General features: G+C 68.1%; 1 pseudogene. It reads right to left on the bottom strand.

Annotated elements, in window-relative coordinates:
• Positions 1–62: 62 nt before the first annotated feature.
• A pseudogene (locus J0695_RS43275) lies at positions 63–317 on the bottom strand (ScbA/BarX family gamma-butyrolactone biosynthesis protein); the annotation flags it as partial.

Below are 317 nucleotides of genomic sequence, written 5' to 3' on the forward strand. Positions count from 1 at the left end.
CGCCGGCGCTCTCACCCGGCCCTGCTGAGGTTTTCTTTCTGTACGGGCCTAACTGACGGGCTCTAACTGACGGGCCCCGTCATGGTCGAGGAGAAGACGCTGTGGCCGTCCTGGCGGCCGGTGACCTCCACCGTCATGGTGTTGCCGCTCTCGGAGGCCGTCTGCGTGACGTCGATCCAGCAGGGGCGGTCGAGCTCGGCGTAACGCCAGAAGGAGTTGGAGGCGTTCACCGGGATGAACCCCTGCGGGCCGACGAGCGCGGAAGCCGCCTGCCGGGCATGGTCCTGATGGAAGGCGCCCGGCACGTGATCGGCGCT

The sequence above is a fragment of the Streptomyces beijiangensis genome (genome assembly GCF_017315755.1).
GTDB classification, from domain to species: Bacteria; Actinomycetota; Actinomycetes; order Streptomycetales; family Streptomycetaceae; genus Streptomyces; species Streptomyces beijiangensis.